The sequence below is a fragment of the Pseudarthrobacter sp. MDT1-40-2 genome, from assembly GCF_059383595.1.
The window spans coordinates 369,929-394,857 of sequence record NZ_JBWZCL010000003.1 but is presented as its reverse complement, the minus strand read 5'-3'; the positions used below and the strand labels follow the sequence as shown (position 1 = coordinate 394,857).

The window sequence follows — 24,929 nt, the reverse complement described above, 5'->3', positions numbered from 1 at the left end:
CGCCGTTCGTTCGGTGACCGCGACAACCGCGGTGAGCGTAAGCCCTTTGGTGATCGTCCGCAGCGTGAAGGCGGCGGTGAGCGCCGTTCGTTCGGTGACCGCGACAACCGCGGTGAGCGTAAGCCCTTTGGTGATCGTCCGCAGCGTGAAGGCGGCGGTGAGCGCCGTTCGTTCGGTGACCGCGACAACCGCAAGCCTTTCGGTGACCGTCCGCAGCGTGAAGGCGGCGGTGAGCGTCGCTCCTTCGGCGACCGGGACAACCGCGGTGAGCGCAACGACCGTGGTCCGCGCCAGTTCGGATCGGATCGTAGTGAATCGCGTCCCATGCGGGTCCCCAATGCAGCAGATCTGCGCAGTTCCAACCGGCCGGACCGCGAGCGTTCTCCTGAGATCGACGAGGACGTCACGGGCAAGGAGCTCGACCGTGCCACGCAGCACCAGATTAAGACACTCGAAGGTGCCAGTGCCGAGTGGGTTGCCAGGCACCTCGTGATGGCCGGCCGCCTGATTGACATCGAGCCCGAGCTCTCATTCCAGCACGCACTGGCAGCGAGCCGCCGCGGCGGCCGCCTGGCCGTTGTGCGCGAAGCCGTTGGCCTGACCGCTTATGCGGCCGGACACTATGGTGAAGCGCTTCGCGAGTTCCGTACCTACCGCCGGATCAGCGGCTCCAACGTGCACCTTCCCGTGATGGCCGACTGCGAACGTGGACTGGGCCGCCCGGACCGTGCCCTGGACGTGGCCCGCTCCGAGGAGGCCAAGGACCTTGATGCTCCCGGCAAGGTTGAACTCGCCATTGTGGCATCCGGCGCACGCTCGGATCTGAAGCAGCTGGACGCCGCCGTCGCCGAGCTGGAAATTCCGCAGTTGGACATCAACCGTGCGTTCTCGTACAGTCCCCGTCTCTTCCGCGCCTACGCCAACGCACTGACCGCCGCCGGCCGGGCAGAGGAAGCCGTGCGCTGGGAAAAGCAGGCAGCCGTCGCAGAAAACGCCCTTGGCGTCGATGTCGACGAGGAGCCGGAGATCATGGACCTCGGTTGGGACCAGGAGGAAGAGGAACGCGAAGAGAAGGAACGCCGCCGCCGCCTGGCTGCCGTGCCGTCTGCCACTTCTAACCCCGCGCCCGCTGCGGCCGTTGCAGCTCCGGCGCCTGCCCGGGTTCAGGAGGAAGCCGAGGCCCCCAAGGCCCACGAAGCACGGCATGAACTCGGCGACCATGCCGATGACGCCGATGCGGACACCTTCGAACCGGACGACCTCGAGTCGGACGAAGATTCTGTGGAACGGGACGAACTCGAACAAGGCAGCAACGCAGACCTTCAGGACAAGGAAGACTAAACCGGATGGCAGGCGCGCTGATTTCGGGTTTTGATGCCGTCCTCGCGGACCTTGACGGTGTTGTCTACGCCGGGCCGCATGCCATACCCGGAGCGATCGATTCGTTGCAGGACCTGGCCGGGTATGGAATTGGCCTCGGGTATGTCACCAATAACGCCTCCAGGTCCCCGGCCCAGGTAGCAGCCCACCTGCGCGAGCTTGGGGCGCCTGCCGAAGACCATCAGGTGGTCAGCTCCTCGCAGGCTGCCGCAGCATTGCTGGCTTCCATGCTGCCGCCAGGTTCGCCGGTGCTGGTCACTGGAAGTGCTGCGTTGGCCCAAGAAATTGAACTTGTTGGCCTTCGTCCGGTGCACAGCCAGGCAGAGGATCCGGTGGCCGTAGTGCAGGGCTTCAATCCGGAGATCGGCTGGAAGGACCTGGCGGAGGCTGCTTACGTCATTTCTGCCGGGGCAGCATGGGTGGCTACCAACACGGACATGTCCATTCCCCAGGCGCGGGGGATTGCACCGGGTAACGGAACCCTGGTGGCCGCTGTCGCTGCAGCAACCGGTGTTGCTCCCACCGTGGCGGGCAAGCCCGAGGCTCCGCTGTTCCACACCGCTGCCCATCGGCTCGCCGCCGAACGCCCGCTGGTGGTGGGTGACCGACTGGACACTGACATCCTGGGCGGCAACCGGGCGGGCTTCGCCACGGCAGCGGTCCTGACCGGCGTCGACACGCGTGAATCCATTCTCGCCGCGAAGACTGCCGAACGTCCGACCTACCTGCTTGAGGACCTCACCGATCTCTACCGTCCTTATCCGGACGTAACGGACGACGGCGGGATGTTCCGTTGTGGTGCCGCATCCGCCAGTGTCATCGACGGTACAGTCACTATCGCGGGCTCCACCGAGGACCTCGACTCCTGGCGTGCCGCCTGCGGTGCATGGTGGGCAGCAAACCCCCATGCCGCCGAACCGGCCGTGCCCAAGGTCGCCTGGACTGCTCCCGTCAATGACCGGCTGGCCACGGCATAGTCACTAGACTGGAGCAATGACTTACCTGTTCCATCCTGCCGTTGAGGCTGAAACTGCCTGGCCCGACCTGGACAATCAAGGGCAAAATCCAGCAGTCGGCCAGGATCAGGTTGTAGCCAGGGCCGTCGAGTTGATCCAGGACATCCCGGACCTCCCCGTGGCCGAACACCCTGACCGGTTTGTTGCCATCCACGACGCCTTGCTTGCAGCGTTGAATAACGACGCTCCCGGCATCCCGGGCGAGGCAACAACGGACAGTGCACCCCGTCCGGGCGGGCGCTGACGTGGCCCGTCTGGATCAGGCGCTGGTGGGCCGGGGGCTCGCCCGTTCCCGGACCCACGCGGCAGCCCTCATCGCGGAGGGCAAGGTGAGTTCGCACGGCCAGGTCCTCTCCAAGCCGTCCCTGCAGGTCGATGATGAGCGAAGCATCACAGTTGCCGCTGATGAGACCGATTCCTACGTCAGCCGTGCCGGCCACAAACTGGCCGGTGCCCTGGACACCTTTTCGGAGATTGACGTCGCGGGAAAGCGGTGCCTGGACGCCGGGGCGTCTACGGGGGGCTTCACTGAGGTACTGCTCCGGCGCGGTGCAGCACACGTGGTGGCTGTCGACGTCGGGCATGGCCAGCTGGTGCCTCAGCTCCGGGAAGATCCCCGCGTCGCCGTCCATGAAGGCCTCAATGTCCGGTATATGAATGCCGAGGACATTGGCGGTCCGGCCGCACTGACGGTCGCGGACCTGTCCTTCATCTCGCTGACGCTGGTGATGCTTCCGCTTGGGCTGAGCACCGAACCCGGGGGAGACCTGGTGCTGATGGTCAAGCCGCAGTTCGAAATAGGCAAGGACCGCCTGGGCCGGACCGGCGTGGTGACCTCGGAACGCGAACGCCGGATGGCGGTGGAGAAGGTGGCCAACGCAGCACTCGACGCCGGACTCGAGTTGAAGGGACTGGCAGCCAGTCCGCTGCCCGGTCAGGACGGAAACGTCGAATTCTTCCTGTGGATAAAGCGCCGGATGTCACACGGGGTGCCTAAGATCGAGGAGCGGGAGGCGGCAATCGCCAGTCTGCTTGGACAGGTCTGGCCGCAGTCCTGAAAAGCAACAGCTCCGCAAGCAGTCCTGATTCCACCACCGAAAAACCACAAGAGAGCGAAGCGATGAGCAGGCGAGTACTGATCCTTGCCCATACCGGCCGGGAGGAATCCTTGAAGGCCGCGTGGGAGGCCTGTGTGCAGCTGCATGCCTTCGGGATTGTGCCCGTGATGCAGGATTCCGAACTGGATGACATGGTGCGCTTTTTCGGCCAGCTTGAACAGCCGGTTGAAGTCCTCCACGATCATGTCCAACTGCCTGATGTCGAGCTGGTCATGGTCCTCGGCGGCGACGGCACCATCCTCCGCGCAGCCGAACTGGTCCGCGAAGTGGATGTTCCGCTGCTTGGCGTGAACCTGGGCCATGTGGGCTTCCTTGCGGAAAGTGAGCGGGCGGACCTGGCGCAAACTGTTGAGTGGATTGCGCGCCGCGAATACACGGTTGAAGAACGTATGACCATCGATGTCCAGGTATGGGTGCGGGGCAGCAAAATCTGGCACACCTGGGCCCTGAATGAGGCCGCCATCGAGAAGGGCAACCGGGAACGGATGCTGGAGGTGGTCACGGAAGTCGATGAGCGCCCGCTGACCTCCTTCGGCTGCGACGGCGTGGTCCTGGCCACACCTACCGGTTCTACGGCTTACGCCTTCTCTGCCGGCGGGCCCGTGGTCTGGCCCGAGGTGGAGGCCCTCGTCATAGTTCCCATCAGTGCCCATGCCCTCTTCGCCAAACCGCTGGTCGTTTCGCCCCGCTCCCGCTTGGCCGTGGAAGTGCTGAACCGCACGGATGCCTGGGGCGTCCTGTGGTGCGACGGCCGACGCTCCGTGGACCTGCCGCCGGGCTCGCGCGTAGAGGTCACGAAGTCGAACACACCCGTCCGGCTGGCCCGCACCCACCAGACGCCGTTCTCCGGCCGCCTGGTCCGCAAGTTTGAACTGCCGATCCACGGCTGGCGCGGACCGGTAGCCCAGGCTGAAGCTGTCCACACCGGGCCTGTTCCGGTCATCCGGACGCCCAGGCCCATGCCGCCGTTGCCAACGCCCCACACTGACCTGCCAGCAGAAACTGACCCTCCGAAAGCACAGTGACCCATGCTTGAAGAACTGCGAATCCGTGATCTCGGCGTTATTACCGATGCCACCCTCCCGCTTGGCCCTGGCCTGAGCGTGGTCACCGGCGAGACCGGTGCCGGCAAGACCATGGTGGTAACCGCCGTCGGTCTCCTCCTGGGAGCCAGGGCGGACGCCGGCGCCGTCCGGAGCGGCGCCAAGAGCGCCAACGCCGAGGCTGTGGTGAAGCTCGACGCCGGGCACCCCGCCGTGGTGCGGGCAGTGGAGGCCGGCGCCGAAGTGGAAGAGTTCGACGGCGGCGCCGAGCTGATTCTCGCCCGGCGCCTTGGTGCCGATGGCCGCAGCCGTGCCTTCCTGGGCGGGCGGGCAGCGCCCGTAGGCGTCCTGGCCGAGATCGGCGAGACGCTGGTGGTGGTTCACGGCCAGTCGGACCAGATCCGGCTCAAGGGCGCAGTAGCCCAGCGCGGTGCGCTGGACAAGTTTGCCGGCGACTCGCTGAGCGGCCCGCTGTCCGCCTACCAGGCCGTGTACAGCCAGTGGAAGGCCAGCCAGACGGAGCTGGACACCCTGCGCGGCGCGGCCCGGGACAGGCTTCGCGAGGCGGAGTCACTGGAGATCGCCCTCGCCGAGATCGACGAGGTGGATCCGCAGGCGGGGGAGGACGAGTCCCTCAAGGCCGAAGCCGTAAAGCTGGCCAATGTGGAAGAGCTCAGAATTGCCGCGAACACCGCACATCAGGCATTGATCGCGGAGGACTTTGGCGATGCAGGCGACGCCACCACCCTGGTGGACGCAGCTAAACGAACCCTGGAACACGTGGCCGAACACGATGCCGAGCTGGGTTCGGCGGCTGCCCGGCTGGCGGAAGTCGGCTTCCTGCTCAACGACATCGCAGCTGAACTCGCCAGCTACCAGGCCGGACTGGATTCAGAAGGGCCGGAGCGCCTTGCCGAGATCGAAGATCGCCGTGCCGCCCTCGCCAAGCTGGTCCGCAAGTACGCACCAAGCATCGATGAAGTGCTGGTCTGGGCGGAGAACGCCCGCATCCGTTTCGATGAGCTGCAGGACGATTCCACCCGGATCGAGTCCCTGGAAGCAGAAGTGGTCCGTATGGAAGCCGAATTGAAGAAGCAGTCGGCAGCCATCAGCAAAATCCGGGCCAAGGCAGCCAAGGACCTCGCATCCCGGGTAAGCGCGGAACTGAAGGCCCTGGCGATGGCCGACGCTACGCTCGTCATCAACCTTGATGCCGCCGGGCAGCTTGGACCCCATGGTGCCGACGAGATCACCTTCCTCCTCCAGCCACACTCAGGTGCACCGGCAAGGCCCTTGGGTAAGGGCGCTTCCGGGGGTGAGCTGTCCCGGGTGATGCTCGCGATCGAAGTGGTCCTGGCTGCCGTGGATCCCGTACCCACCTTCGTCTTCGACGAGGTTGACGCCGGCGTTGGCGGACGTGCCGCCGTCGAAATCGGCCGCAGGCTGGCCATGCTGGCACAGCACGTGCAGGTCCTGGTGGTTACCCACCTCCCGCAGGTCGCAGCGTTCGCGGACCAGCACATTACCGTCACCAAAACGTCTGTCAGGGGAGCCGACGGCGGCACCGCCACCGGGTTCACGTCCAGTGACGTCCGGCTGCTTAATGGCGTTGAACGGGTCCGGGAGCTGGCCAGGATGCTGGCTGGCCAGGAGGATTCGGAATCGGCGCAGGCCCATGCGCAGGAGTTGCTGGACGACGCGAAGCTGCTGCCGCAGCGGGCTTGAGTGCTACGCAGTCGTCAGGGTGCGGATGGCGCGCGCCATCATGGCGTTCACCACCAGGGGGTGCAGCAGGCGTACGGGAAGGAAGTAGAGCCGGCCCCGCCAACCTTTCAGGCGCACAACCGTGGTGACGCGCAGAAGTCGGGTTCCGGCGTCGAAAGCCACACCGCAGCGGAAATCCAGGTGGTTTTCGTCGGTACTGAGCAGCGCTTCATCGCCTTGGACCCGCACAACATCGAAGGTGTCCGGGACGGCGCGCTTGATGCCGACCAACCCCACCACGGCCTCGCGGAGCCCCAGGAGCGCGAGCACCCATCGAGGCATGGTCCGCAAAGAAAAGATGGTCTCCGCCCAGAGTTCCGGGTCGGACGGCACGGCCTGCGCTGCGGCAGGCACTGGCCGGACAATCACATCCGCATAGTCCGGTTCAGGGATGTCCGCGAACGCCAAGGAACGAAATGCCGGTAGGGATTCCTTGTCAGCGTCCGGGCCCGGGTTTGGCACTCGAGGCGTGGTCACCCCTTGATCCTAGCCCTCGGGCCCGGCACACTGAATCATTTGGGAAATCTCCCGCACGGCCAGTGGAAGGCTCAATTGATGATAAGCTCGAATTCCGTGGTGCAGCGATCAAATTCCCGTGTAAATTCCCGGTTCCCGGGCTCCTCTAAGACGACCAAACACATCTTCGTCACCGGTGGTGTGGCGTCCTCGCTCGGTAAGGGACTGACGGCTTCAAGCCTCGGCCACCTCCTGCGGGCACGCGGCTTGTCTGTAACTATGCAAAAGCTCGATCCCTACCTGAACGTGGATCCGGGCACGATGAACCCCTTCCAGCACGGCGAAGTCTTCGTTACCGACGACGGTGCCGAGACCGACCTGGACATTGGGCATTATGAGCGCTTCCTCGACGAAAACCTTGAAGGATCAGCGAACGTCACCACCGGCCAGGTGTACTCGACTGTCATCGCCAAGGAACGGCGGGGCGAGTACCTCGGCGACACCGTCCAGGTCATCCCGCACATCACCGATGAAATCAAGCGGCGGATGCGGCTGCCGGCCGAGGCAAAGAACGCACCGGACGTCATTATCACCGAGATCGGCGGAACGGTGGGGGACATCGAGTCCCAGCCATTCCTCGAGTCTGCCCGCCAGGTCCGCCAGGACATCGGCCGCGGCAACGTTTTCTTCCTGCACGTTTCCCTGGTCCCGTACATCGGCCCCTCCCAGGAACTGAAAACCAAGCCCACCCAGCACTCCGTAGCTGCACTGCGCTCCATCGGCATCCAGCCGGAGGCGATCGTTATCCGCTCGGACCGCGAAGTTCCGGACGCCATGCGCGAAAAGATCGGCCGGATGTGCGATGTCGATGTCGACGCGGTCGTTAATGCTGCCGACGCCCCGAGTATCTACGACATCCCCAAGACCCTGCACTCCCAGGGCCTGGACTCCTACATCGTCCGCGCCCTGGACCTGCCGTTCAAGGACGTTGACTGGACCAGCTGGGACAAGCTCCTCGAAGCAGTCCATAATCCCAAGCACCACGTGGAAATCGCTTTGGTCGGCAAGTACATCGACCTCCCGGACGCCTACTTGTCCGTGACCGAGGCCCTGCGCGCCGGCGGTTTCGCCAACGACACCAAAGTCGGCATCCGTTGGGTCCCGTCAGACGAGTGCGAAACCCATGAAGGCGCCCTGAAATCCCTCGCCGGCGTTGACGCCATCTGTGTTCCCGGCGGATTCGGTATCCGTGGCCTCGAAGGCAAGCTTGGCGCACTGAAATTTGCGCGTGAAAGCAAACTTCCGGTACTGGGCCTGTGCCTGGGCCTGCAGTGCATGGTCATCGAATACGCCCGGAACGTGGTGGGCCTGGAAGGCGCGTCCTCTTCCGAGTTCGAGCCGGATTCCAAGTACCCGGTGATCGCAACGATGGAAGAGCAGCTGGACATCGTTGAAGGCAAGGGAGACCTCGGCGGCACCATGCGCCTGGGGCTTTACGAAGCGAAGCTGGACGCCGGATCGGTCGTCGCGGAAACGTACGGCGCCACCACGGCCAGCGAGCGTCACCGCCACCGCTACGAGGTCAACAACAAGTACCGTGACCAGATTGCCGCGGAGGGCCTGGTCTTCTCCGGCACATCTCCTGACGGCAAGCTGGTGGAGTATGTTGAGCTGCCGCGGGAGGTCCACCCGTATTATGTGGCCACCCAGGCCCACCCGGAACTGAGCTCGCGCCCCACGCGCCCCCATCCGCTCTTCACCGGGCTGGTCAAGGCTGCCCTGGACCATCAGAAGGTGCCGGCCACTCCGGCCGCTGAGTCGGCTGCCGCAGGGAAATCCCGCGCGGCTGCTGCCAAGTAGACACCACAACAAAGGACGGCGCGATGCCCGGTAATTCTGGAACCCCTTCTTCTGAACGGCTGGTTTTGGATGCGCCGAGTCCGCGCCGTCTGGTGTCTTCCCGGAAGGTCTACGAGGGCCGGATCTGGGACGTCGTGAGCGAGGACTTCCAGCTCAGCGAGGATTCCGGGGTGCTGACCCGCGATTTCATCGACCACCCCGGCGCCGTGGCTGTACTGCCTATGAACGACGCCGGTCAGATCCTGTTGCTGAGGCAGTACCGCCACCCGGTGGGCATGGACCTCTGGGAGATCCCTGCCGGCCTGCTGGACATTGAAGGCGAAAATTTCGTTGTGGGTGCTGCCCGTGAGCTGGCTGAGGAAGCGGACATCGCTGCCGGCACCTGGCACGTGCTGGCGGATTTTTTCAACTCGCCCGGCTCCTCCAGCGAGGCCATCCGCATCTATCTCGCTAGGGACCTTACGGACATTCCTCATCATGAACGCCATGAGCGGACGGAGGAGGAAGCGGAGATCGAGTTCCACTGGATCAGCCTCGACGACGCCGTCGCGGCCGTGCTGGCGGGGCACCTGCATAACCCGTCCGCCGTCGTCGGAGTCCTTGCAGCGGCCGCCGCACGCTCAAATGGTTACCGGGACCTGCGCCCGGCCGATGCCCCTTGGCCCGCACACCCTAAGCAGCGTTGATGACCGGTGTGGCACCGGCGGCAGTGCGAACTGCGGTACAGAACGCGGTGGGGGACTACCTCCAACATATGGGCGTGGAACGGGGCCTGGCCGCTAACACCCTCTCCGCATACCGCCGCGATCTTGCCCGCTACGCCGCCTATCTGCAGGCGGAAGGTTGTACTGAACCGGCCCACATCACCCGGCACCACGTCACGGGTTTTGTCCAGGCGCTTTCGGACGGTTCCGACGGCGGGACAGCCCTGGGGGTGCGCTCCGCGGCGAGGACTGTGGTCGCCGTCCGCGGGCTTCACAAGTTCTGGGCGCTGGAAGGACTGACCCCAACCGACCCGGCCAGCGACGTCCACCCGCCCATGCCCGGAAAACGGCTGCCCAAAGCCATCAGCGTTTCCGAAGTGACGCGCATCCTGGAAGCATGCGGTGCGGATACCCCCACAGGCCTGCGCGACCGCGCGCTCTTGGAATTCCTTTATTCCACCGGTGCACGTATCAGTGAAGGCGTGGGACTCGATGTTGACGATCTCAGTCTGGCTGGCGATGAACCCGGCCCTGCCGTGGTCCGGCTGTTCGGCAAGGGATCCAAGGAGCGGCTGGTGCCCTTGGGATCCTACGGGGCACGGGCCTTGGAGGCCTACCTGGTACGCGGCCGCCCGCAACTGGCCGCCAAGGGGAAAGGCACTCCCGCCCTGTTCCTCAACGCCCGCGGCGGGCGGATCAGCCGGCAGAGTGCCTGGACCATCCTGAAGGCCGCGGCGGAGAAGGCGAACATCACCAAGGACGTTTCCCCGCACACACTTCGCCACTCTTTTGCCACCCACCTCCTTGAGGGCGGAGCAGATGTCCGCGTGGTCCAGGAACTGCTGGGCCACGCGTCGGTGACCACCACGCAGGTCTACACCCTGGTCACCGCGGACACCCTGCGGGAGATTTATGCCGCCGCCCACCCACGGGCGTTGGGGTAGGCATGGCAGCTGTCACCCTCTGCTTCCTGCTGCGCGGCAGCCCTGAGTCCGGGCAGGTACTGCTGGGCATGAAAAAGACCGGCTTTGGGAGCGGCAAGATCGTGGGGCTGGGCGGGCACGTGGAGCCCGGAGAAAGTGATGCACAGGCAGCCTGCCGCGAGGTGTTCGAAGAATCCGGCGTGGTGGTCCTGGAACGCGACCTTGAAGATGCCGGGCTGGTGCTCTTCGATTTCCCGGCCAGGCCCGAATGGAACATGTCCACCCGACTCTTCGTGGCCCGCCGCTGGAGCGGCGAACCCATGGAAACCAGTGAGATCCGCCCGGAATGGTTCGACGTCGGCAACTTGCCGTTTGCGGACATGTGGCAGGATGCGGGCCGCTGGCTGCCCCTGGCACTGGGCGGGCAACTGTTGGACGTCACCGTGACCCTCAACGACGACAACGAAACGGTCCGCTCCTTCACCCAGCGCTGAGCATGTAGCTCTCTGTGCTTCTACCGGTCAAGGTGCCGCTCGTCGGGCCCGTTGTAGGCGCTCAACGGCCGGATCAGCGAATTGGACGCCTGTTGCTCCATGATGTGGGCGGTCCAGCCCGTGATACGGCTGGCCACGAACAGCGGTGTGAACGTAGGCGTATCGAAGCCCATCAGGTGGTAGGTGGGACCGGCCGGGTAATCGAGGTTTGGCTTGATGGCCTTCGCCTCGTCCATGGCCGCCTCAAGACCGTCATACAGCCCCAGCAGTTCCGGCCGCCCGTAATGGGCAATCATCTTGTCCAGGGCGGCCTTCATGGTGGGCACCCGTGAATCGCCATGCTTGTAGACGCGGTGACCGAAGCCCATCACCTTCTTCTTTGCAGCAAGCGCTTCCTCCATCCAGGTCTTTGCCCGTGCTGCCGCTTCCTCGCGTGACTCACTGGACCTGATGCCGATCTCGTCGAAGGTGTGCATTACCGCTTCGTTGGCGCCGCCGTGGAGCGGACCCTTGAGTGCGCCGATGGCTGCCGTCACCGCAGAATGCAGGTCTGAGAGGGTGGACGTCACCACCCTCGCAGTGAAGGTGGAGGCATTGAAGGAGTGCTCTGCGTAAAGAATCATGGAGACGTTGAAGGCCTCCACCACCTCCGGCGCTGCTTCTTCGCCGAACGTCATCCACAGGAAGTTGGCGGAGTAGTCCAGATCATCGCGGGCAGCAACGGGTTCCTGTCCGTGGCGGCGGCGCTGGTCGTAGGCTACGACAGCCGGCATTGCGGCGAAAAGGTCAATGGCCTTTGACAGGTTTGCCTCCACCGAGGAATCCTCGGCCAAGGCGTGCCGGGCGCCCAGGACCGAGGCCGCGGTGCGGCAGACGTCCATGGGGTGTGACGTCGGGGGAAGGGCGTCAATAACCTGCTTGAGCACCGGATCCAATGCCCGGGCCCCGCGCTCTCGGGCAGTGAAGTCCGCCAGTTCGGCGTCAGTGGGAAGTTCACCGTGCCAGAGCAGGTACGCCACCTCCTCAAAGTTGCATTTGGCGGCCAGCTCCTGGACGGGGTAGCCGCGGTACAGCAGTGAGTTGGTCTCCGGGTTGACCTTGGACACAGCCGTGTAGTCAGCTATCACACCGGCAAGGCCTTTGCGGATCTCTTCATCAGCCATTGAAACTCCTTTGTTCCTGATCTTGGGGTCGCGCTGCTAGTACTTTCCTGGAATGCGGAAGTTGAAGATGCCGCTGTCGAAGCGGTTATAGGCCTCGTAGTCAACCAATTCGTAGAGCCGAGTCCGGGTCAGCATTGCCGGCACCTGGGCCTGCTGGGTGCCGTCTGCCTTGATGGAATCCAGCGTACGCTCGGCTGCGCCCATAGCACTACGGAGCAGGGTTACCGGATAAATCACCAGGTTCACCCCCACGTCCTGCAACTGGTCCACCGTAAAGAGTTCGCTCTTGCCGAACTCGGTCATGTTGGCCAGAATCGGCACATCCACGGCGTCACGGATGGCTTTGAACTCTGAAAGATCCCTCATCGCTTCCGGGAAGATCGCATCCGCGCCGGCATCCACCAGGGCACGGGCGCGCTCCTGTGCTGCCTGGAGGCCGTCCACGGCACGGATATCTGTACGGGCCATAATGAGGAAATTCGGATCCCGTCGGGCATCTGCCGCCGCCCGGATACGTTTCACCGCGGTGTCGTCGTCCACCACGTTCTTGCCGTCGAGATGCCCGCAGCGCTTGGGATTGAACTGGTCCTCGATGTGGCAGCCGGCCAATCCGGCATTCTCGAGTTCCTGAATGCTTCGTGCCACGTTCATCGGCTCGCCGAATCCGGTGTCGGCGTCAACGAGGGCGGGCAGCTCCGTCATCCGGGCGATCTGTCCTGCACGCTGGGCTACTTCGGTGAGTGTGGTCAATCCGATGTCAGGCAGGCCCAGGTCGTTGGCCAGGACAGCACCGGAGATGTATACGCCGGAAAAGCCCTTTTCTTCGATGAGCCGGGCAGAGAGCGGATTGAAGGCGCCGGGGAACTGCGCGATGGTGCCGGACGCGAGGAGCTCCCGGAGCCGGATGCGCTTCTGCTCCGCTGTGGTGGCCGAGTACAACATCTAGAACAGCCCCTTCGGCCCGGCGGCGGGATCGATCACGTCGGCCGCGGCAGTGATGTTGAGTTGGTCCAGTTCCCCGGCGGCCAGCTCCGGGAGGCGTTCGACGGCGGCGAGGAACCTGTCGATCTCGGCTTCGTCCACCAGGCCCGCAGCCAAAGTGCGGAACTTGTTGACGTACTGTTCCCGGGCGAAGGGCCGGGCCCCCAGCGGGTGAGCGTCGGCGACGGCAATCTGGTCCGTGATGACCGTTCCGTCGGTCAGGGTGATGTGTACGGAACCGCCGAACGCCTTTTCGCTGATGTCCAGCGAGTGGTAGCGACGCGTCCACTCCGTGTCCTCTTCGGTAGTGACCTTGTGCCAGAGCTCCACGGTGTCGGCGCGGCCTGCGCGCTCGGGGGAGTAGGAATCCACGTGGTGCCAGGAACCGTCCTGCAGGGCAACGGTGAAGATGTAGGGAATGGAGTGGTCCAGTGTTTCGCGGCTGGCAGTGGGATCGTATTTTTGGGGGTCGTTGGCGCCGGAGCCGATGACGTAGTGCGTGTGGTGGCTGGTCTTGATCAGCACGGACGCCACGTTGGCCGGGTCGGTGGCCTCGGGGTGCTCGCGGTGGAGTTTGCGGGCCAGGTCGATCCAGGCCTGAGCCTGGTACTCGGCGGAGTGCTCTTTGGTGTAGGTGTCCATAATGGCCCGCTTGGCTTCGCCAGGACCGGGCAGGGGAACTTCGTAGGAGGCATCCGGGCCGTCCAGGAGCCAGGCGATCACACCGTCCTCGCCTTCGTAGATCGGCACCGGGGAGGTCTGCCCCCGCATGGCACGGTCCACTGACTCAACGGCCATCTTGCCGGCAAAGGCGGGGGCGTGCGCCTTCCAGGTGGAAATCTCGCCCTTTCGGGACTGCCTGGTGGCCGTGGTGGTGTGCAGCGCCTGCCCCACGGCCTGGAAGATGGTCTCGACGTCGAGGCCAAGGAGGGTGCCGATTCCGGCGGCGGCGGAGGGGCCGAGGTGGGCAACATGGTCGATCTTGTGTTTGTGGAGGCAGATCGCCTTAACCAGGTTCACCTGGATCTCGTAACCGGTGGCAATGCCGCGGATCAGCTCTGCTCCGGTGGAGCCCCGGTGCTGGGCAACGGCCAGGATGGGCGGGATGTTGTCTCCCGGGTGCGAGTAATCGGCCGCCAGGAAGGTGTCGTGGTAATCCAGTTCACGGACAGCAACGCCGTTCGCCCACGCTGCCCATTCCGGCGAGACGCGCTCGCCGATGCCGAACACCTGGGCGCCAACGCCGCCCGTGCTGGGGCCGTGGGCCAGTGCCTGGGCGCGGGCGGCGACGATGGGTCCGCGGTTCAGTGAGGCGATGGCAACGGAGGCATTGTCGATGATGCGGTTGATCACCATTTCGGTGACCTCCGGCGTGACAGCAACATCGTCGACGGCGACGGCGGCGATCTTGTGGGCCAGTTGCTCTTCGCGGGGAAGTTTTTCTTCGCTCTTGTAAACGCGGACGTGGTGGAGCTTAACCATGGGCATTCCTTCTTAGTGCGGCGAGTGGGTGGCTTTGACGTGGCTGAGGCTTCGATAGAGGTGCAAAGTGGTGGCGGCCTGGGCCAACGCAGGATTTCTCAGGGCAATGGCGTCGGCGATCGCGGCGTGTTCCGCAGCGGCGTTCAGCAAGCGTGCAGGATCATCAGCGGCAAGCCGGCGGACGCGGACCAGGTGTACGCGCAGGCTGCGCATCGCCTGGACCAGGTAGGCGTTGCCAATGGCGCCGTCAATGGCGGCGTCCAGTTCGGCCACCAGGGTGTAGTAGCTGTGCCGGCCCGGATCGCCTTCGCCCAGCAGGGACGGCGCTTCAAGGAACTGTTTGCGGAGCTGCTCGAAGACTGCGTTGTCGCCCCGCTGGGCGGCCAGGGCCGCCGCCTTGCACTCCAGTGTTTCGCGGAGCTCAAAAAGTTCGTCGATGTCCTCAAGTGAAATATCGGTGACGACGACGCCGCGCCCACCTGCCGCCGTCGTCAGTCCTTCAGCGGTGAGCCGGCTTAGTGCCTCCCGCAGGGGAGTGCGTGAGACGCCGAGCCGCTCGGACTGTTCGACTTCCGCCAGGACGGTGCCCGGCCGCAGACGCCATTCAACGATGTCCTCGCGGAGGGCGTTGTAGGCGCGGTCACTGGCTCGCATGCCCTCAGTGTATACACCAGCCTCGTTTCGGCGCTACGGTTGGCCACGGATGGGATGCTGTGTATACAGTCACGTGCTTCGACCGGCACGGTCCGCTATGCCTTGTTCCAGCCGTATTCGTTCTCCGGGCGTCCCGGTGTGCCATAGCGCGGCGCCCTGGTGGCGATACCGGCGTCGGCGAGGTACTCCAGGTACCGGCGCGCAGTCACCCGTGACATGCCAAGCGGCCCCATGACCTCGCTGGCCGATACCGGCGCCCCCTGCTGCTTGAGGTAAGTGCTGACGGCCTCCAGGGTGGACTGGGACAGGCCCTTGGGCAGCGGCAGTTCGGTGGGGGCCCGAAGGCTTGCGAAGGCCTGGTCGACGTCACTTTGAGAGGCCCCGCCCTTCGATGCCCCGGTCAGGGAACCTGCCAACTGCTCGCGGAACGCCCGGTAGCTGGTGAGTTTGTCGGCGAAGGTAGCGAAGGTGAACGGCTTGATGAGGTACTGCACCACGCCAATGGAAACGGCACTGCGCACTATGTGCAACTCGCGGACAGCTGTGATGGCAATGATGTCTGCGAAGAGCCCGGCCGAGCGCATCCGCCGGGCAATATCCAGGCCGTGGAGGTCCGGCAGGTTCATATCCAGCAACACCAGGTCAACCGGCGAGCCTGCCGTGGAGAACTCGGTCAGCAGGCGCAATGCCGATTGTCCGTCGGGAGCGGTCCCTGCCAGCGTAAAGCCCTCAAGCCTGCCGATGTAGGCGGCATGGGCGGCCGCAGCGACGGCTTCGTCTTCAACAACGAGGACGCGGATGTCACCCATGCTGGTTCTCCTGTTGCTGATGGTGGGCTTCGGGTCCGCTGGCACGGGCCGGCAGGAAGACCTGGAACTTGGTGCCGCGGACCCCATTGATGGCCAGGGTGCCGCCCAGCCGCTGGACGGCTTGCCGGACCAGGGCCAGGCCTATCCCGCGCCCACCCGTGCCCTTGGCTCCGGGTTTCGTGCTGTAGCCATGCCTCAGGATGTTGTCCACTTCCCGTGCATCGATCGCGGGGCCCGAATCGTGGACGCCAAGGTCCAGGCCTTCGTCGTCAGACTCCACGGTTAGCTCCACGCTCCGGGGGAGGGGACCTTCGGCGGCGGAATCAATGGCGTTGTCCAGCAGGTTACCGAGGATGGTCACGAGGTCCTGTACCGCCAGGCCGGCAACGGAGGCTGATCCCTCAGTGTGCAGGGTCAGTTTCACGCCCCGTTCGTTGGCTTCGGACGCCTTGCCCATGATCAGCGCGCTGAGGACGGGCTCGTCTACTGAGCTGATCATTTCGTCGGTGAGCTGCTGGCTGAGTTCCAGGTCCTGGGTGGCAAACTCCAGGGCTTCCCGGGTGCGGCCCAGCTCAAGCAGGGACACCATGGTGTGAAGCCGGTTGGCATGTTCGTGGGTCTGGGCCCGGAGGGCGTCGGAGAGCGTCCGCATGGTTTCCAGTTCGCTGCCCAGCGATTCGATTTCGGTACGGTCGCGGAGGGTAGCCACCGTGCCATAGATGGCGGGACGGCGGCCGCCGGGGGAGTCCGGACCAACGGCCGGGCCCTGGTTGACCACCACAATCCGCGGGCCGGTGAAGTGGATTTCGTCGTGGGCAATACGCCCGGATTCAAAAAGTTCCTTGAGGCTGGCGCTCAGCGGCAACTCGGCAAGTGCCTGGGGGTGGACTGGATTACTGCCCGAATTATGGGGCGGGAGTCCCAGCAGTTCGGCCGCCTGGTCGTTGTACATCACCACCCTGCCCCGGGTGTCAACCAGGATGAGTCCCTCGCGGACCGAATGCAGCACGGATTCGTAATAGGTAAAGAGTTGGGCGAGTTGTTCAGGTCCCCACCCCCTGGTGACCCGGTTCAGGTAGCGGCCCAGGAGCCAGGCGGCCAGCGACCCGCCGATGAGGAGCGCCAGACTGATGGCCAGCAAGGCCGGCAGCCGGCTGGAGAGGGCGATGTCCACTGTGCGCACCGTGATGCCGGCCGCCACGAGGGCCCGCACCTTTCCGGCGGCATCCGTCACGGGGGCGATGGTGCGCACGGACGGGCCCAGGGTTCCAGCCGTAACTTCGGTAAACACCTCGCCGTTCACCGCAGCGTCGATGGAACCGATGTAGGGCTTGCCGAGTTCCTCTTCCCGGGGATGGGTCCACCGCGTGCGGTCCGGAGCCATGATGGTGAGGAAGTCGGCTCCTGCCCCGGCCATCACATCGAGGGCATACGGCTGCAGCGCTGCCGACGGATCCGGCGAATCGGCGGCCTGGAGCACCAGCGGATTCGCGGCGACGGCGGCCGCCACGCCCGCCATCCGGCGCCCGGCCTCCTCGTAGGCGTGGTCGCGGGCGTCAACGAACGTGGCCGCCCCCACGACCGCCGTGAACACAAGAACTATGAGCAGATTGGCCACAAACAAGCGGCGGGCGATGCTCCAGCGGTGGATCATCAGTACCTCCCATGACCAATATGAACGCAACAGTGAGCCGTGTCACGCCGTGCCTAATGATGGATATCACATCGGACGACGTGATGAGCCCAGAGACTGTGCGGCAGCGTCCACCAGACTATCCATAAGGAGACACACCATGGCTTCTCAACGAGGAGAGTCAGCCGCGCCTGCCAAAGCAGCACGCAAAGGCATCGACAAATCCCACTACCTTTACATCGCCGTCATCGCCGCAGTTATCCTCGGCGCCGTCATCGGCCTGATGTTCCCCGAGGTAGGAAAATCCCTCAAGCCGCTCGGTGACGGCTTCATCAAGCTGATCAAGATGATGATCGCCCCGATCATCTTCTGCACCATCGTCCTGGGCATCGGCTCCATCGCCAAGGCGGCAACCGTCGGCAAGGTTGGCGGACTGGCGCTGGGCTACTTCGTCCTGATGTCCACCTTTGCACTCGCCATCGGCCTGGTGGTGGGCAACCTGATCCACCCGGGCGAGGGGCTTAAGCTTGCTCCCTACGATCCCACCAAGAAGGCCGAGGTGGACAGCACCGTCGCCTTCCTGCTGGGCATCATCCCCGGGGACATTCCAGTCCTGCCGACGCTCTTCGCCGCACTCCTCGTAGGCTTCGCCCTGCAAAAGATGGGTCCGCAGGGTGCCCCCATCCTCAAGGCCATCGGCCACGGGCAGGTCCTCGTCTTCCGCATCCTCATCATGATCATGTGGCTCGCTCCGGTGGGAGCCTTTGGTGCCATCGCAGCCGTCGTCGGAGCCACCGGCTTCCAGGCCATCGTGAGCATGTTCACCCTGATGGCCGCCTTCTACATCACCTGCGCCCTGTTCATCGTGATTATCCTGGGCGGTCTGCTCAAGGCAGTCTCCGGTGTCAACATCTTCAAGCTCATGAAGTACCTGGGCCGCGAATACCTGCTGATCTTCTCCACCTCGTCCTCCGAGGCCGCACTGCCCCGCCTGATCGCGAAGATGGAGCACCTGGGAGTCTCCAAGCCCGTCGTCGGGGTCACCGTACCCACCGGTTACTCCTTCAACCTTGACGGCACGGCCATCTACCTGACCATGGCTTCCCTCTTCGTGGCCAACGCCATGGGGACCCCGCTGGACCTCGGAGCCCAGCTGTCGCTGCTGATCTTCATGATCATCGCCTCCAAGGGAGCCGCAGGCGTCACCGGCGCCGGCCTGGCCACCCTGGCCGCAGGCCTGCAGGCCCACAAGCCCGAACTCCTGGGAGGCGTGGGCATGATTGTTGGCATCGACCGGTTCATGTCCGAGGCCCGCGCGCTCACCAACTTCACGGGCAACGCCGTGGCCACCGTCCTGGTGGGAACCTGGGTCAAGGAGATCGACGGCGGACAGGTCACCCGAGTGCTCTCCGGCGAGCTTCCCTTCGACGAGCAGACCATGATTGCAGGACACGGCGAAGAGGTACAGGCCCCGGCGGCCTCCAGCCCGGTTCCTGAGCCGGTCCGGGCAGGCGTCTAGCCAGGCGCGCCCCTTCTGGAAGGAAACCCGGAAGGACCGGAAAAACGCAGTAGAACCAGCAGAACCGCCCGTGCACAGGTCCCCGTGCACGGGCGGTTCTGCCGTTCAAGCGCAGGCAACCTTCGACCTCTACTAGAAGGTAAAGGCTCAAAAGTCCGGCCAAGTCAAGTTCCCCCGAATACCGTGTCGGGAGCTGTAGCCTAGGGGGAAAGCAGGATCGGCGCTGGATATCCAGCGGCACTCAGCCAGCAAGACAATCGCCGTCATCGAAAGTGTGGATAGATACGTGAGCAGCGAACAGGGTTCAGCAACTCTGGAAGGCACGGAAACCGATCTGGAAGAGTCCGTCATGGGCCCCACCGGGCGGCCGCTGCGGGAGTTCCCCGAGCCCGCACCGCTGGCCTCACACGGTCCTGCCAGGGTGATTGCCATGGTGAATCAGAAGGGCGGAGTGGGTAAAACCACCTCCACTATCAACCTCGCAGCGGCCCTGGCAGAATACGGCCGGCGTGTCCTGCTGGTTGACTTCGATCCGCAGGGCGCCCTCTCCGCAGGCCTCGGCGCGAACCCGCACGAACTGGATCTGACTGTCTACAACGTCCTCATGGACCGCAAAGTGGACATCCGGGACGCCATCCAGCAGACCGGCGTCGAGAATGTTGACCTGCTGCCCGCCAACATCGATCTCTCCGCGGCTGAGGTGCAGCTGGTCAACGAGGTAGCCCGCGAGCAGGTCCTGGACCGTGCCCTGAAGAAGGTCGAAGACGATTACGACGTCGTCCTCATCGACTGCCAGCCCTCCCTTGGCCTGCTCACGGTCAACGCGCTGACCGCAGCCCACGGTGTGATCATCCCGTTGATCTGCGAATTCTTCGCGCTCCGGGCCGTTGCCCTGCTGGTGGAAACCATCGACAAAGTCCAGGACCGGCTCAACCCGCGGCTCCAGGTGGACGGGGTCCTGGCTACCATGTACGACGCCCGCACCCTGCACAGCCGCGAGGTCATCACCCGTCTGGTGGAAGCGTTCGGGGATAAGGTCTTCGAAACAGTCATCAAGCGGTCCATCAAATTTGCGGACGCCACCGTCGCCGCCGAACCTATCACCAGCTACGCGGGCAACCATATCGGTGCCGACGCCTACCGCCGGCTGGCCAAGGAACTGATCTCGCGCGGCGGCGCGCCGTAGGGGCAGTGGCTGGAACCAAAGCCGGCTTCGAAGTCCGGCTGGCAAACTTCACCGGCCCCTTCGATTTACTCCTCGGCCTGATCGCCAAGCATGAGCTGGACATCACGGAAGTGGCCATCGCCACCGTGACTGACGAATTCATCCAGTACATCCGCCGCTTCCAGAAGCTGGGCGAGGAGTGGGCGCTGGATGAGGCCAGCGAGTTCCTGGTCATCGCGGCCACCCTGCTGGACCTCAAGGCGGCACGGCTGTTGCCCGCCGGTGAGGTGGAAAACGAGGAGGACATAGCCCTCCTCGAAGCCAGGGACCTGCTGTTCGCGCGGCTCCTGCAATACAAGGCCTTCAAGGAAATCGCGGCCATGATGGCCCGGACCCTGGAAGAGGAGGCCGCCCGGTACCCGCGGCAGGTTGCCCTCGAGGAACATTTCGCCGCGATGCTGCCGGAACTTATCTGGCGGCACACGCCCGAACAGTTTGCGGAGCTGGCCCGGAAGGCGCTGGAACCCAAAGAGCCTGCGCCCACCGAGGTCGGCATCGCCCACCTCCACGGCGGCAACGTCAGCGTCCGCGAGCAGGCCGAGATCCTGGGCCTGCTGCTCCAGCAGGGCGGCGCGCTGTCCTTCCGTACCCTGATTGCCGACGCCGAATCAACCCTGGTGGTGGTGGCCCGGTTCCTGGCCTTGCTGGAAATGTACCGGGACCGCGCCGTGGCCTTCGACCAGGTCCAGCCACTGGGTGAGCTGACGGTGCGTTGGAGTGCCGGGCCTGATGAGTGGAGCAGCGGCAACCTGAGTGAAGAGTACGAGGAGCAGCCATGACAGAAGAGGCAGTTGGCCAAGGGCAGGTTGATCAAGAGGATCTCGACAGGCTCGATCACCAGGACCAGTTCGATCACCAAGACCAGCTCGATCACCAGGACCAGCTCGATCACCAAGACCAGTACGCTGATCTGCCCGGGGGCCGGAAGGCTGCCCTGGAGGCGGTGCTGATGGTCCTGGACCAGCCGGCCACTGCCGCGGAACTTGCCGCGGGCCTACAGCTGACGATTCCGGTAGTGGAGGAACTGCTGGCGGAACTGCAGCGGGAGTATGACGGCTATACTGTTAAAGCCCCGGATACGGATTCCGACGGCGGCAGCCAACTCCTCGATAAAGCAGTTACCAGGGAATCAGGCGCCGCCGGACCAGGAACCGGCCCCCGGGGTTTCGAATTGCGGAACATAGCCGGCGGTTGGCGACTGTATTCACGCGCCGAATTCTCCGACGTAGTTGGCCGTTTTGTCCTTGAGGGGCAAACAGCAAGGCTGACACAGGCGGCACTGGAGACACTGGCGGTGATTGCCTACCGGCAACCGGTATCGAGGGCCAGGGTGTCTGCGATTCGTGGCGTCAATGTTGACTCCGTCGTGCGGACGCTGACCCAGCGCGGACTGATCGAAGATTCGGGAACTGATCCTGAATCCGGTGCGGTCCTGTACCGGACCACTTCCTACTTTCTTGAAAGAATGGGAATCGGTTCGGTTGCCGATTTGCCGCACCTTTCGCCCCATCTCCCGGGGCTGGAAGGAATCGACGAGTTTTACGACGCCGGAACCATGTAGGCGGGAAATCCCGCCTGCGAATTTACTCACCAACCGTGCAGACGAATTCTGCGCGGCTGGCTAGGGTTGTTTCCGGACAGCCTTTGCCAGGCATCATCAACGAAGGACGGGTCATGACACAGGCGGGACGCCAGGGTTCACCACGTAACGGTTCGGGACGTAATGGTTCCGGACAAAACTCTCGAAACCCCCAGCAGGGCGGCGCAGGCCGCGGCTCGGGGAACAGCGCCACGGGACGCAGTCAAGGATTCGGCGGCTCGGGCCGCCCGCAGCGGGCGCCAAAGCCCCGCGAAGAACGCTTTATCGATCCGGACGAGCAGCCCACCGAGGCTGCTGAACAGTCGAACCGCAGGCCGGCCACCGGCCGCTCCGGAGTACGCAAGGCAGGCGCCGGGAAGCCGGGCGCCGGCAAGGTTCCCGGTTCGCCGGGCGCTCCCAAGCCGCGCACTGCCACGGCCAAGACATTCGGTACACGTGCCTTCGGCGGCGAGCGGTTTGGCCAGAACCTCGGCCCGGTCCGCAAGCCCAGCCGCAAGCGCGGCCCCCAGGGTCCCGTGCCGCAGTCCGACTTGCATGATGAGGACGGCGTCCGCCTCCAAAAGGTGATGGCTCAGGCAGGCGTGGCTTCCCGTCGCGTTTGCGAAGAGATGATCGCGGAAGGCCGGGTGGAGGTTGACGGCCAAGTCGTCACCGAGCTCGGCATGCGCGTAGATCCGGCCGAGGCCGTCATCCACGTGGACGGCATCCGTATCCAGCTGGATGAAAGCCTCATCTACATGGTGTTTAACAAGCCCAAGGGCGTTGTCTCCACCATGGAGGATCCCGAAGGCCGCCCCTGCATCAGCGATTTTGTGCGCAACACGCATGGCGAACGGCTTTTCCACGTTGGCCGGCTCGACGTCGCCACCGAGGGGCTGCTGCTGTTGACCAACGACGGCGAACTGGCCAACCGCCTGACGCACCCTTCCTACGAGGTACCCAAGACGTACCTGGTCCAGGTCAAGGGCCCGTTCCCGCAGGGTGTGGGCGCAAAGCTCCGCTCCGGCGTGGAGCTCGAAGACGGCATCGCGGCAGTGGACTCCTTCAAGCTGGTGGACTCCACCCCGGGCCACGTGCTGATCGAAGTGGTTTTGCACTCCGGAAAGAACCGGATCGTCCGCAGGATGTTCGACGCCGTGGGCTTCCCGGTGATCCGGCTGGTCAGGGTCAAGGTTGGTCCCATTGGCCTGGGCGACCAGCGCCAGGGCAGCATCCGCAACCTGGGCAGGCAGGAAGTCGGCCACCTGATGGCATCAGTGGGGCTCTGAGGGATGTCCGCGTTCCGTGCCCAGGGCCCGGGCCAGTTAAAGGGCCCGGTCCTGGTGATCGGTACGGGGCTGCTCGGCACCAGCATTGGCTTGGGGCTTCGCGGCCGCGGCGTTCCGGTTTACCTTTCTGATCCTTCGCCCACCAACCAGGCCGTCGCCGTCGATATTGGCGCCGGACGGCCTGCGGGTGAGCTTGCCGGCAGTGCGCCTGAACTCGTAGTGGTGGGCGCACCGCCGGACGTTACTGCCGACGTCGTTCAGCATGCCCTGAAGAGCTACCCGGATGCCGTGGTGGTGGATATTGCCAGCGTGAAGGCTGCCATCCAGGCGGACCTTCGCGGCAGGGGAGCGGACCTCAGCCGTTACGTGGGAACCCATCCCATGGCCGGCCGGGAAAAATCCGGTCCCGTGGCGGCCCGCGGTGAGCTCTTCACCTCGATGCCGTGGGTTCTGTGTCCGGCCGATGAAACGTCGGCCAAAGCCTTGGGGACTGCCAGGGCACTGGCTACGGACCTGGGTGCCGTGGTCTCGCAGTTCACCGCTGTAGAGCATGACGAAGCCGTGGCGCTGGTGTCCCATCTGCCCCAGGTGATGTCCTCACTGCTGGCCAGCCGGCTGCAGGGGACTCCGCTGCATGCGTTGTCGCTGGCCGGCAACGGACTGCGGGATGTCACCAGGATCGCAGCCAGCGATCCGTCGCTGTGGGTGCAGATCCTCGGCAGCAACGCGGCGAAGGTTGTGGAGATCCTTTACGGCGTCCGCGAGGACCTGAACCGCCTCATCGGCACGCTGGAAGATCCCACTGCTCCCGGGGCACGGCTGGATTTGGCCCAGCTCATCAGCGAAGGCAACGCCGGTCAGGCCCGGATACCGGGCAAGCACGGCGGCCCGCCCCAGGCGTATTCCTGGCTGACGGTGCTGGTGGATGACCGTCCCGGCCAGATCGCGCAGTTGCTGACCGAGATCGGCGAGATCGGCGTGAACCTTGAGGATTTGCGGCTGGACCACTCGTCCGGACAAAACGTTGGCATGGTGGAAATCTCCGTGCTGCCCAACAAGCATGACCACCTGATCGAAGCTTTGAACGACCGTGGATGGCGGGTATTGCAGTGATGACACAGGAACTGATCGACACCATGCCTGCCCTCCGGGTAGGACGCTCGCTGGTTATCGCCATCGACGGACCGTCCGGTTCCGGCAAATCCAGCGTCAGCAAGGAAGTGGCCCGGCGCCTCCGGGTGGCCTATCTGGATACCGGCGCCATGTACCGGGCCCTGACCTGGCACTGCCTGGACGCCGGGATCGATCTTCATGACGCAGCAGCCGTTGAACAGGCCTCGCGGGACCTGGTGCTGGACATGAGTACTAGCCCTCGCGAGGAATATGTGCGGGTGGACGGCGTGGAGGTTACGGATCTTATCCGCGAACCAGCTATCTCCTCGGCCGTGAGCGCCGTGGCCACCACGCTCGGCGCCCGCACCGAGCTGATCCGCCGGCAGCGCGCCATCATCGAGGAGCACCACCGGCGCATCGTCGTTGAAGGCCGCGACATCACCACCGTCGTAGCCCCGGGCGCCGAGGTGCGGATGCTCCTGACCGCCAGCGAGGAAGCCCGCCTTCGCCGGCGCGGCGCCCAGCTTGGCGGTACCCAGACTGCCGGCGAACTGGCAGCCCAGGTGACGCAGCGCGATGCCCGGGACTCCGCCGTCGTGAATTTCACCCAGGCCGCCGATGGTGTGGTGACGCTGGATTCCTCGGACTTGGACTTCGAGGAAACCGTGCAGGCGGCACTGGTGATTGTCAGTAAGGTCCTTAACCGTGACTGAGCGCCGGATAC

At 64.6% G+C, this 24,929-nt stretch carries 24 protein-coding genes; 17 read left to right on the top strand and 7 right to left on the bottom strand.

The features are described from left to right. The 6 genes from AC50X5_RS12470 to recN all read left to right on the top strand — a co-directional run. The coding region (locus AC50X5_RS12470) for a hypothetical protein (protein WP_494976388.1) at nucleotides 1-1,341 on the top strand (1,341 nt) is incomplete at its 5' end. A 5-nt stretch (nucleotides 1,342-1,346) separates the two neighbouring features. After that, complete coding sequence (locus AC50X5_RS12465; RefSeq protein ID WP_494976387.1) at nucleotides 1,347-2,357, top strand: HAD-IIA family hydrolase; 1,011 nt, start codon at nucleotides 1,347-1,349, stop codon at nucleotides 2,355-2,357. A gap of 16 nt (nucleotides 2,358-2,373) precedes the next feature. Further along, the gene (locus AC50X5_RS12460; protein ID WP_494976386.1) at nucleotides 2,374-2,640 is read left to right on the top strand and encodes a hypothetical protein; all 267 of its coding nucleotides are present in this window, start codon (nucleotides 2,374-2,376) and stop codon (nucleotides 2,638-2,640) included. Between the two features lies 1 nt (nucleotide 2,641). Continuing rightward, a complete protein-coding gene (locus AC50X5_RS12455) occupies nucleotides 2,642-3,454 on the top strand; it encodes a TlyA family RNA methyltransferase (protein ID WP_494976385.1) in 813 nt (270 codons plus the stop codon). A 62-nt stretch (nucleotides 3,455-3,516) separates the two neighbouring features. Next, on the top strand, nucleotides 3,517-4,539 hold the full coding sequence (locus AC50X5_RS12450) for an NAD kinase (RefSeq protein ID WP_493985778.1): 1,023 nt from the start codon (nucleotides 3,517-3,519) through the stop codon (nucleotides 4,537-4,539). Nucleotides 4,540-4,542: 3 nt separating this feature from the next. After that, the gene (gene recN, locus AC50X5_RS12445; RefSeq protein WP_494976384.1) at nucleotides 4,543-6,282 is read left to right on the top strand and encodes a DNA repair protein RecN; all 1,740 of its coding nucleotides are present in this window, start codon (nucleotides 4,543-4,545) and stop codon (nucleotides 6,280-6,282) included. A gap of 3 nt (nucleotides 6,283-6,285) precedes the next feature. On the opposite strand, the gene AC50X5_RS12440 is transcribed toward recN, so the two are convergent. After that, nucleotides 6,286-6,798, bottom strand: a complete 513-nt coding sequence (locus tag AC50X5_RS12440) for a DUF2867 domain-containing protein (protein WP_494976383.1) — start codon at nucleotides 6,796-6,798, stop codon at nucleotides 6,286-6,288. 78 nt (nucleotides 6,799-6,876) lie between these two features. Here AC50X5_RS12440 and pyrG point away from each other — a divergent pair, with 78 nt between their 5' ends. The 4 genes from pyrG to AC50X5_RS12420 are packed head-to-tail and all read left to right on the top strand — an operon-like array spanning nucleotide 6,877 to nucleotide 10,758. Then, the gene (pyrG, locus tag AC50X5_RS12435) at nucleotides 6,877-8,637 is read left to right on the top strand and encodes a CTP synthase (protein WP_494976382.1); all 1,761 of its coding nucleotides are present in this window, start codon (nucleotides 6,877-6,879) and stop codon (nucleotides 8,635-8,637) included. Between the two features lie 23 nt (nucleotides 8,638-8,660). Further along, nucleotides 8,661-9,323: an NUDIX domain-containing protein gene (locus tag AC50X5_RS12430; RefSeq protein ID WP_494976381.1), complete on the top strand. Its 663-nt coding sequence runs from the start codon at nucleotides 8,661-8,663 to the stop codon at nucleotides 9,321-9,323. Continuing rightward, nucleotides 9,323-10,285, top strand: coding sequence for a site-specific tyrosine recombinase XerD (xerD, locus tag AC50X5_RS12425; protein WP_494976380.1), 963 nt, complete (start codon nucleotides 9,323-9,325; stop codon nucleotides 10,283-10,285). The genes AC50X5_RS12430 and xerD overlap by 1 nt, the downstream gene beginning before the upstream one ends. Nucleotides 10,286-10,287: 2 nt before the next feature. Beyond that, the gene (locus AC50X5_RS12420; RefSeq protein ID WP_494976379.1) at nucleotides 10,288-10,758 is read left to right on the top strand and encodes an 8-oxo-dGTP diphosphatase; all 471 of its coding nucleotides are present in this window, start codon (nucleotides 10,288-10,290) and stop codon (nucleotides 10,756-10,758) included. A gap of 20 nt (nucleotides 10,759-10,778) precedes the next feature. On the opposite strand, the gene AC50X5_RS12415 is transcribed toward AC50X5_RS12420, so the two are convergent. The 6 genes from AC50X5_RS12415 to AC50X5_RS12390 all read right to left on the bottom strand — a co-directional run bounded on the left by AC50X5_RS12415 (nucleotide 10,779) and on the right by AC50X5_RS12390 (nucleotide 17,501). Further along, nucleotides 10,779-11,921: a bifunctional 2-methylcitrate synthase/citrate synthase gene (locus AC50X5_RS12415; RefSeq protein ID WP_494976378.1), complete on the bottom strand. Its 1,143-nt coding sequence runs from the start codon at nucleotides 11,919-11,921 to the stop codon at nucleotides 10,779-10,781. A gap of 36 nt (nucleotides 11,922-11,957) precedes the next feature. Continuing rightward, nucleotides 11,958-12,863, bottom strand: a complete 906-nt coding sequence (gene prpB, locus AC50X5_RS12410; protein ID WP_494976377.1) for a methylisocitrate lyase — start codon at nucleotides 12,861-12,863, stop codon at nucleotides 11,958-11,960. Beyond that, the gene (locus AC50X5_RS12405) at nucleotides 12,864-14,384 is read right to left on the bottom strand and encodes an MmgE/PrpD family protein (RefSeq protein ID WP_494976376.1); all 1,521 of its coding nucleotides are present in this window, start codon (nucleotides 14,382-14,384) and stop codon (nucleotides 12,864-12,866) included. A 12-nt stretch (nucleotides 14,385-14,396) separates the two neighbouring features. Further along, entirely contained in the window at nucleotides 14,397-15,038 is a 642-nt protein-coding gene (locus AC50X5_RS12400; RefSeq protein ID WP_494976375.1) for a GntR family transcriptional regulator, read from the bottom strand. 95 nt (nucleotides 15,039-15,133) lie between these two features. Then, nucleotides 15,134-15,847 (bottom strand): response regulator, encoded by a 714-nt coding sequence (locus AC50X5_RS12395; protein WP_494976374.1) that lies wholly within the window; start codon nucleotides 15,845-15,847, stop codon nucleotides 15,134-15,136. Next, a complete protein-coding gene (locus AC50X5_RS12390) occupies nucleotides 15,840-17,501 on the bottom strand; it encodes a sensor histidine kinase (RefSeq protein ID WP_494976373.1) in 1,662 nt (553 codons plus the stop codon). The genes AC50X5_RS12395 and AC50X5_RS12390 overlap by 8 nt, the downstream gene beginning before the upstream one ends. A 139-nt stretch (nucleotides 17,502-17,640) precedes the next feature. Here AC50X5_RS12390 and AC50X5_RS12385 point away from each other — a divergent pair, with 139 nt between their 5' ends. From AC50X5_RS12385 to cmk, 7 genes are all read left to right on the top strand, one after another. Continuing rightward, the gene (locus tag AC50X5_RS12385) at nucleotides 17,641-18,999 is read left to right on the top strand and encodes a cation:dicarboxylate symporter family transporter (RefSeq protein ID WP_494976372.1); all 1,359 of its coding nucleotides are present in this window, start codon (nucleotides 17,641-17,643) and stop codon (nucleotides 18,997-18,999) included. Nucleotides 19,000-19,285: 286 nt separating this feature from the next. Beyond that, nucleotides 19,286-20,185: a ParA family protein gene (locus AC50X5_RS12380; RefSeq protein WP_494976371.1), complete on the top strand. Its 900-nt coding sequence runs from the start codon at nucleotides 19,286-19,288 to the stop codon at nucleotides 20,183-20,185. A 5-nt stretch (nucleotides 20,186-20,190) separates the two neighbouring features. Then, the gene (locus tag AC50X5_RS12375; RefSeq protein WP_494976370.1) at nucleotides 20,191-21,003 is read left to right on the top strand and encodes a segregation and condensation protein A; all 813 of its coding nucleotides are present in this window, start codon (nucleotides 20,191-20,193) and stop codon (nucleotides 21,001-21,003) included. Nucleotides 21,004-21,173: 170 nt separating this feature from the next. Next, entirely contained in the window at nucleotides 21,174-21,785 is a 612-nt protein-coding gene (gene scpB, locus AC50X5_RS12370) for an SMC-Scp complex subunit ScpB (RefSeq protein ID WP_493985803.1), read from the top strand. A 113-nt stretch (nucleotides 21,786-21,898) separates the two neighbouring features. After that, entirely contained in the window at nucleotides 21,899-23,092 is a 1,194-nt protein-coding gene (locus AC50X5_RS12365) for a pseudouridine synthase (RefSeq protein ID WP_494976369.1), read from the top strand. 3 nt (nucleotides 23,093-23,095) lie between these two features. Continuing rightward, nucleotides 23,096-24,205 carry a prephenate dehydrogenase gene (locus AC50X5_RS12360; RefSeq protein ID WP_494976368.1) on the top strand — a complete coding sequence of 370 codons (1,110 nt, stop codon included), beginning with the start codon at nucleotides 23,096-23,098 and terminating at the stop codon, nucleotides 24,203-24,205. Continuing rightward, nucleotides 24,205-24,918 carry a (d)CMP kinase gene (gene cmk / locus AC50X5_RS12355; RefSeq protein WP_494976410.1) on the top strand — a complete coding sequence of 238 codons (714 nt, stop codon included), beginning with the start codon at nucleotides 24,205-24,207 and terminating at the stop codon, nucleotides 24,916-24,918. The genes AC50X5_RS12360 and cmk overlap by 1 nt, the downstream gene beginning before the upstream one ends. Nucleotides 24,919-24,929: the final 11 nt, after the last annotated feature.